This window comes from Nostoc sp. NMS4, assembly GCF_017115095.1.
Lineage (GTDB): Bacteria > Cyanobacteriota > Cyanobacteriia > Cyanobacteriales > Nostocaceae > Nostoc.
In genome coordinates this window covers 1-7,307 of record NZ_JABXKI010000134.1, presented here as the reverse complement: position 1 = coordinate 7,307, position 7,307 = coordinate 1, and the positions used below count along the sequence as shown (strand labels likewise).

Sequence of the window (7,307 nt, the reverse complement as noted above, 5' to 3'; positions counted from 1 at the left end):
GACTCTGCACTAAGTCATAAGCAAACCTCTCAAGCTGAAACTAATTCATCTTGCACATCAACAACCCAAGCTCAACAAATGTTGGCACTTTTGAAGAAAACGAAAGCCAGTTCCATTGATGAGTTTATTCAAAGCGAGTTGAAATTAGACGGAGTTCCACCAGAGCTTATCCGAAAAGGAATCGAAAAATTGCTTCATAATTCACATCTTAAGTACAAATTCGACGGCTGCAATAGTAATCAAAATTAAAATTTGTTGAATAACTTATGCAAGACAATAATCAAAGCAACTTCCCCTCAAAAGCCTCAAGCTCTTTAGAAAAGGAGCAAAAAACTCGACCTCAGAAAACCAAAGATGTACTAATTACACATCGTCATCAATATGAGTTACCTATTCTGAGCGAAGTTGGTGATTTAATTACTGATGTCCGAAACCTTATATTAATTGTGCCTCTAATTGCGGCTCTATTTGTTTTGATTTTGCCTCTTACTAGCCCAAGAATTTGCGATTCTTGGGAGAATACTAGTGGCACTTATGAAAACAATAGCTTGTATTGTCAACTTTTAAGTGATTTGAATCGTTTTTTTCAAGACTATCAGAAGCTCAAGTCAACAACCCACCACTGACCTGAGTAGAGGTGCAGTGGGGGCTTGAAAAACAGTCCTATTTGACCGATGGGATGGTGAGAATTGTCCAGAGTTTATCAATCCCTAGTAACTGGCCAAATCGGTCATTTATTTGTGCCAAAAGTCATGGTCGAATTCATGACTTTTTTCATTAGTTTTTTTGTCAAAGATTTATATAATAGTCGTATTCAAACCAAGTTATATTGCGATATCAAACCCAGAATTAAGACAGCTTTGCCATTATATTTATATATATTTACCGGATAATTTAAAAATACTAAGTATTAGTTAATAGAAATAAAATAGAGCTATTAACTATGCCTTTTACACCCTATACTTTAGTCTGGACTTTTGTATTTGGCTTACTAAGTCTTAATTCCCAAATACAGATAAATAAATTATCACAGACACTGCTGACTACTTATAAAACACAACAGTTATTTTCAGAGATTATCAGATATAATACTCCCAGTAACCCTGTACCTCATAGAGGCGGTGGACGTAGATATTTAATTGAACCTTTAAAAAATATTGATCTTCTTGTTTAATCTGACTTTTTACAGTATCTGAAAAATGAGAGTGTGTGGGGTGTAGTAAGACTTTTTGTCTTTCCCTACACCCAAACCTGTAACCCTACCCCAGCCTTTCTTTTTCGCTAATTAGTCCCGAAAATATCATCAATAAGTACTTCTCACGAAACTAAATACTGTTGAATTTCAGTTTTTTGACGACGTATAACAGTGATTGCTTGCTGCTGAATTTGGCGAACTCGTTCTCTACTGACATTCAATTTCTCTCCAATTTGAGCTAAAGTTAGTTCTTGATCGTTCTCTAACCCAAAACGCAAAATTAATACTTCACGTTGCGTCGGTTTGAGTGATTCTAATAAACTATTAATGTCTTGGCGTAAAAGTTCTTTGGTGATATGTTCGTCTGGAGATATGCCCTCATCTGGTAAAAGTTGACTAAGTTCTGTGTCTTGGTTATCTCCAATCTTTACATCTAGAGAAATTGGCTGCTTTGAACTGCTGAGAAAATCCCTAATCTGGCTTGGTTGTAAGTCTAAAGTTTCAGCAATTTCTACAACACTGGCTGGACGACCCAGTGTCTGAAATAATTCTCGCTGTACTTTCTTGATTTTATTCAGTTGTTCGGTGATATGAATTGGCAAGCGTACAGTACGAGATTTCTCTGCAATTGCCCGTGTGATTGACTGCGTAATCCACCAGTATACGTAGGTGGAAAGCTTATAGCCGCGATTGGGGTCAAATTTTTCTACACCCCTTTGTAAACCTATTGCTCCTTCTTGCAGCAAATCTAAGAATTCCAGATTGCGCTTCTGATATTTTTTGGCAATCGAAACCACCAGACGCAAGTTTGCTGTCACCATTTTTTGTTTGGCTCGTTGCCCAAGATTTTGTATTTGAGCTATTTCCAATTCACTTTTGTCAACATCAACAGCTAATTCGACCATTGTTGGCTCACGATCTAGTTGTTGGGTGAGTTCATTTTTTCTTTGCTCAATTGCCATGATTTGCTGTACCTGCCTGCCATAAGCAATTTCTTGGTCTGCGGTTAGCATTGGATAACGACCAATCTCTTGCAAATAGATACGAACCATGTCTGGACTCAGGCTGGACATACGACAAAACTTTTTTGATATTTAGACGAACCTAAAAGTATAAATCAAATCACTGAATTAATTTTCCTGATTTCAACAGCTAAAAATATCAACCTGAGATTGCAATAGATAAATTCAATTTAGAACGCAATTATTCATAACAGTATCCAGTGAGCGCTTACTATACCTCCATCCCAAAGTTCTACCTGTGGTAGATTTTGTCATTAAACTTAGCTTGTTGAGAATTAATTATGGCATTACCCAAGCTCTAAATGAGAGTTCCTGACTTAACTGGAAAAGTCAAGTAGGGTATGGGGACTAATAGTCTTTCCCGTACACCTCATACCCTGTTCGGTAAAAAACTATTTGGGAACAGTAGTCGCGTTGAGTTCACCCCTTTTCCCTTTTCCCCTCTTGTTTGTACCTTGTGTCACCTGAGATTCTTCTGACTTACTGGAGTTAACCATTTTCATCAAGTGCTGATTTAGATAACTTTGCGCTGAGATATACAAACTTTCCCAAATCTCTTGATTGCGGCTGATTTTTGTACCGACTGTATTTCCTGCTGTTTTCTCCGACACCAAATATTTGCGGAAGTAGTTAGCCCACAAGTGTTGCAGGAAATCTTCAGCAAATTCGTTAAACGGCAGAATCCATTTATAGTCTTTATCCAAAAATACCCGATATGATGCGATTATCGGTAGTGCCAGGTCAGTTGGCGCACCAAACCCGAATGAATACTTGCTGTCAGGCAACAATGTAGTTTTACGTATATCTATTGATGCTAAATCGTTAGCACCCTTTCTTCTGGGGTTGCTGATATATTCTTGGATTATTTCGTAGAGTCTTTGCTCTATCCACAAAGCATGAGTCAAGAGAGGCAGTAAGGCGGTTAATCTTTCTCTTTCTGCGTCTGTGATGTTACTTGGAAGACTCATTCCTGCTGGGTGCTTGGTTCGTTTATTGCTGTCGGGGTTGTATTTATTCCTGTCGAGGCAGTAAATGAGCTTGAGCAAATGGGTGACATTACACTGGGCATTTCTGGGAGCGCCGCTTTGATTCTGGTAATAAGCGATGCGGAATTTTCTATCTTCTTTCTGTTCTAACTGGGCTAAATACTGCTTGATGAATTTGTAATCACCCCTGGCGTTGACTTTGGAGCGAGAATCTACTGGTGTTGTAGTATTTGAAGCTAGGGCTATATCTTTGGCTGATTCTTCAGTCAGCCCGATGTGAATCGTAACTTTTACCCTAGCTTCGGTTAAATTGTAGTTGTAATTTTTCGCTTGCTCAAAAGCTAAAATCGTGTGGCCACCGTTGATAATTCCATCGCTACCCCCCTCTTGGCTTCTAAGACTTCTAGCTCTAGTTCAGTTTTGTTTTTGACAGGTTTAGTTTTATTGGCTGACAGAACGATTCCACTGTGGCGAGAGAAGAATTTTTCGGGTTCGGTAGTCAGTGAGTCGAAGATTTGTCTGTAGGTCGCGCTTTTGCGGTTTGGTTCCCTGATATTGGGTTCTAGGGGTAGGTCTGTGGGGAACGAGTCTACATGAGCAGTGGCGATGATGCAATTGGGGTTGGCTTGAAAATAGTTATCTATCTTGATGTTCCAAGTCTTGGGCATACTTTATTTTAGTTAAATTCGTCTTGGGCTTGTTGATTCGGGGATGGGGAAATTAGGCGATGCCCAATCTCATTGCTGAGTGTCTGTTGTGGACGACTGGTAAATTTGACGCAATTGTGAAACAGTACTAGCCGTATCTATCCCTGACAAGATGGCTTCTAGCAGATTTACATCTTGGATAGATTCGATTTCAGGTAATAAATTTTGACCAGTTTCTCCAAATTTGAGCTTTAATCCCAAGGCTATACCTTTCAACAAAGCTTCAAGCTTACCTTTTTCAATACCACTACGTTCAAAAGAAGTAACATACTGCATACGTTGCTCTGCCTCCAATTGTTCTACTTCATGCTGAAATTCTCGCTCTAAATCTTGAGGGAGTGTTAATACCCAGTCTACAAAAGCCAACAAGTTTAGAACATCCTCACGTTCAAACCCCTGCTGGTACAGTCTCCGCACTAAACTTAGTTTCTGCTGCTTACGTTGTAACCTGTCGCTCTTGGTTTGTACTGCTGCTAAATGTGCCATCACCACAGTCGCCAAAGGGTTACGGCTGGCTTCTAGCTCAGACTGACGTTGTTGATAGTCTAACAATTTGACAATTGGAAACTGAAACTCTACTTTAGTGCCAAACAACTCGTAACCAAACCGATTTGGTCGCCAGTTTACCTGCTCATCACCTAGAATTGCCAAGGATGCCACCGATCGCTTATATCTATCGTAGATGCGGTAGTTATAGGTAAACATCCTTTCGCTAAAGTCTGACTCTGACTGGGATTGGATTTCTAAATGTATCAGTATCCAGGATTCTTCGCCACCAATGCGGTATATTTTTACCAGCTTATCCGCCAGTCTTTTCCCTAGTTCGGCATCACGCACTACCTGCTCTAATTCTTTGTCCAAGAACTCAGGCTGTCGAGTCCAATCTATTTCCCTATGTGCTTGCGGAAAGAAAAACAGCATGAAGTCTTCAAAATACAGTTGTAGTATCTGTTTCCACGGCGAATCATATTCGGTTTGAGGGTTGGTATTGGTCATACTCGTTCCAGAACGAACTCACGCCCCTGATTGTATTACTACTTGTGAGCCAGTGTATGATTTGAGAATTGTGTTGAAGTTGCTTACTAATTAATCTTAATCTGGGAAGTTTTCTTAATCCCACAGATAAATCGAAGAAGAAAATATGTTTAATGTGAATTCATTGGAGTTACCTTTTACCTGTTTGAATTAGGTTGGGCGAATGAGCGCACTGCTTCACTCACCCAAGAGACAACAAATCATCCAGCTATGTCTTTACCACTCTTGTAGTTCATCGCTCTGGGTTTCCTCTTGCCTATAGGGACTACTTTCGATTGCTTCGGCGCTTGTGGCGGACGGCATGTTTCACAGTAGAGCGGTCGCACACCAAAGGTTTCTCGTTGTGTGGGTTGTTCACACTGCTTACACACAAAGTTGAAAACGCGAGTATGAATTTCCCGCTTGTGCGCTCTGACGGTGTACTCTCGGACTTCAATAGTTTTGCTGGGCATCGGTTCTTTCTTTGGTGTTCTATTTATAAGGATAGTTTCTAGATAGCAATATATTCATACACCATTTGATAAACAGGGGCAATCTGATGGTTTTTGGCCGGGGATTAAGCAGAGGCGATGCCGCCGGAAAGTGCGAATATGCGATCGCACCGCACTCCTAAGTGCCGCAATTGGAGGCATCTAAAAAGGCAGTGGCGACTGCTTTTAGTCTTTGAAGTAGCGAGTTCGACTTATACAAATGAAACTAGAGTTCAATAACCCTTAGTTAGTTCTAATTAAGAAGATAGTCTTTAATCTTGTTTTGATGAGAGCGCAAAATTTTTAAAGCAAGATGTTCAGTTTTACGAATTGTTTCTCGACTAAGATTTAGGCGTTTTGCAACTTGACTCAAAGTTAATTCTTGATTATCTTCCAATCCAAAACGTAGAGTCAATACTTCTCGTTGCCTTGGCTTAAGCAATGCCAGCAACTCGCTCAAGTCCTGGTGTAAAAGCTCAAGAGTAATTTGCTCATCTAGGGAAATACCATCCATCGGCAAAATATCGACTAGTTCGCTTTCACCCTCATCTCCCACTCGCATTTCTAATGAAACTGGAGACTTGGAAACCTGAAGGTAATCTCTTATTTGGCTTGGCAATAGATTCAACGATTGGGCAATTTCTGCTACAACTGGAGGACGACCCAAAGATTGAGACAGTTGCTGCTGTACTCTCCTGATTTTGTTTAACTTTTCGTTGATATGAATTGGTAAACGAATAGTGCGAGACTTATCTGCTACAGCACGTGTTATTGACTGGGTAATCCACCAATAAGTATAGGTTGATAGTTTATAGCCTTTGTTAGGGTCAAATTTCTCGACCCCACGCTGTAGTCCCAGTGCCCCTTCTTGGAGCAAATCGAGAAAATCTAAATTGTGATTTTGGTACTTTTTAGCGATCGATACCACCAATCGTAGGTTAGCTGTCACCATTTTATGTTTAGCTTTTTGACCTTGTTGAACGATTGACTGTACTTCAGCTTCGCTTTGCCCAAGCTGCTGTGGCATTTTGGTCACAAGCAAGTGGCTGAAGTAACTGGTCGCAGTAAACGAGTTCTCAAGGATGATTCCGGGCGTTTGTTTGTTGATTCACGGGGTAGTGGCGCGAATATTGCTGAAACTGCTGCATTCATGGCGGACGAGAAACAAATCCTCATCTTCAGTGATGCTGGTGGGACAGGCAGAAGTTATCATGCTGATCTAAATGCTGCGAATCGTCGGCGGCGATCGCACTACCTGCTTGAAGCCGGATGGAGAGCAGACAATGCAATTCAAGGGCTTGGGCGATCGCACCGCACAAACCAAGCATCTGCACCCGTGTTCAGACCTGTAACCACTAACGTCATAGGTGAACGCCGCTTTATCTCAACCATTGCCCGAAGGCTGGATAGCTTGGGTGCACTCACAAGGGGGCAAAGGCAAACCGGAGGTAATGGGATATTTGAAGCTAAAGATAACCTTGAATCGAACTATGCAGAGTACGCACTGTATGAACTGTTCAAGCAGATATTCCAAGGGCGGTTTGCCCAAGTGCCTTTGGGGACTTTCGAGCAAATGACAGGACTCTCGCTCACTTCCCACGAAGGCGGCATGAAAATCGACCTCCCACCCCTACGTCAATTCCTCAATCGACTACTAGCTTTACGCATCAATATGCAAAACGTCATTTTCGAGAGGTTTGAACTACTCTTGAGCCAGCAGATTGAAGCAGCGATCGCGGCGGGGGTCTACGAGATGGGTGTGGAAACTTTACGGGCTGAACGTTTTACTGTTGAGAGCCACGAAGCTGTATATACTCATGCTCAAACTGGTAGCGTTACCAATTACTTGAAAGTGGAACGCACACAGAAGAATAACATCAAAACTGCCGAAG

At 41.2% G+C, this 7,307-nt stretch carries 8 protein-coding genes and 2 pseudogenes; 4 read left to right on the top strand and 6 right to left on the bottom strand.

Features of this window, described 5'->3' with window-relative positions; translation table 11 throughout:
- From HWQ37_RS10945 to patX, 3 genes and pseudogenes are all read left to right on the top strand, one after another.
- Positions 1–249 (top strand): annotated as a pseudogene (locus HWQ37_RS10945) (hypothetical protein); the annotation flags it as partial.
- 17 nt (positions 250–266) lie between these two features.
- Positions 267–626: a hypothetical protein gene (locus HWQ37_RS10940; protein WP_292746861.1), complete on the top strand. Its 360-nt coding sequence runs from the start codon at positions 267–269 to the stop codon at positions 624–626.
- A gap of 317 nt (positions 627–943) precedes the next feature.
- On the top strand, positions 944–1,174 hold the full coding sequence (gene patX, locus HWQ37_RS10935) for a heterocyst-inhibiting protein PatX (RefSeq protein ID WP_292746859.1): 231 nt from the start codon (positions 944–946) through the stop codon (positions 1,172–1,174).
- Between the two features lie 143 nt (positions 1,175–1,317).
- On the opposite strand, the gene HWQ37_RS10930 is transcribed toward patX, so the two are convergent.
- The 6 genes and pseudogenes from HWQ37_RS10930 to HWQ37_RS10905 form a co-directional block, all read right to left on the bottom strand.
- A complete protein-coding gene (locus HWQ37_RS10930; protein WP_292746856.1) occupies positions 1,318–2,268 on the bottom strand; it encodes an RpoD/SigA family RNA polymerase sigma factor in 951 nt (316 codons plus the stop codon).
- Positions 2,269–2,609: 341 nt separating this feature from the next.
- Positions 2,610–3,871, bottom strand: a pseudogene (locus HWQ37_RS10925) (AIPR family protein).
- A 69-nt stretch (positions 3,872–3,940) separates the two neighbouring features.
- Positions 3,941–4,906, bottom strand: coding sequence for an RpnC/YadD family protein (locus HWQ37_RS10920; protein ID WP_292746853.1), 966 nt, complete (start codon positions 4,904–4,906; stop codon positions 3,941–3,943).
- Between the two features lie 239 nt (positions 4,907–5,145).
- Positions 5,146–5,397: a hypothetical protein gene (locus HWQ37_RS10915; protein WP_292746850.1), complete on the bottom strand. Its 252-nt coding sequence runs from the start codon at positions 5,395–5,397 to the stop codon at positions 5,146–5,148.
- Between the two features lie 54 nt (positions 5,398–5,451).
- Positions 5,452–5,577 carry a hypothetical protein gene (locus HWQ37_RS10910; RefSeq protein WP_292746847.1) on the bottom strand — a complete coding sequence of 42 codons (126 nt, stop codon included), beginning with the start codon at positions 5,575–5,577 and terminating at the stop codon, positions 5,452–5,454.
- A 91-nt stretch (positions 5,578–5,668) separates the two neighbouring features.
- Complete coding sequence (locus tag HWQ37_RS10905) at positions 5,669–6,442, bottom strand: sigma-70 family RNA polymerase sigma factor (RefSeq protein ID WP_292746844.1); 774 nt, start codon at positions 6,440–6,442, stop codon at positions 5,669–5,671.
- 15 nt (positions 6,443–6,457) lie between these two features.
- On the opposite strand from HWQ37_RS10905, the gene HWQ37_RS10900 reads away from it, so the two are divergent.
- Positions 6,458–7,307, top strand: an 850-nt coding sequence (locus tag HWQ37_RS10900) for a strawberry notch C-terminal domain-containing protein (protein WP_292746841.1), incomplete at its 3' end; no start/stop codon positions are given.

Excerpts from the sequence above, each read along its gene's own strand:
- HWQ37_RS10930 (WP_292746856.1), bottom strand. The coding sequence starts at position 2,268 with ATGTCCAGCCTGAGTCCAGACATGGTTCGTATCTATTTGCAAGAGATT.
- patX (WP_292746859.1), top strand. The coding sequence starts at position 944 with ATGCCTTTTACACCCTATACTTTAGTCTGGACTTTTGTATTTGGCTTA.
- HWQ37_RS10940 (WP_292746861.1), top strand. The coding sequence starts at position 267 with ATGCAAGACAATAATCAAAGCAACTTCCCCTCAAAAGCCTCAAGCTCT.
- HWQ37_RS10915 (WP_292746850.1), bottom strand. The coding sequence starts at position 5,397 with ATGCCCAGCAAAACTATTGAAGTCCGAGAGTACACCGTCAGAGCGCAC.
- HWQ37_RS10910 (WP_292746847.1), bottom strand. The coding sequence starts at position 5,577 with ATGCCTCCAATTGCGGCACTTAGGAGTGCGGTGCGATCGCATATTCGC.
- HWQ37_RS10920 (WP_292746853.1), bottom strand. The coding sequence starts at position 4,906 with ATGACCAATACCAACCCTCAAACCGAATATGATTCGCCGTGGAAACAG.
- HWQ37_RS10905 (WP_292746844.1), bottom strand. The coding sequence starts at position 6,442 with ATGCCACAGCAGCTTGGGCAAAGCGAAGCTGAAGTACAGTCAATCGTT.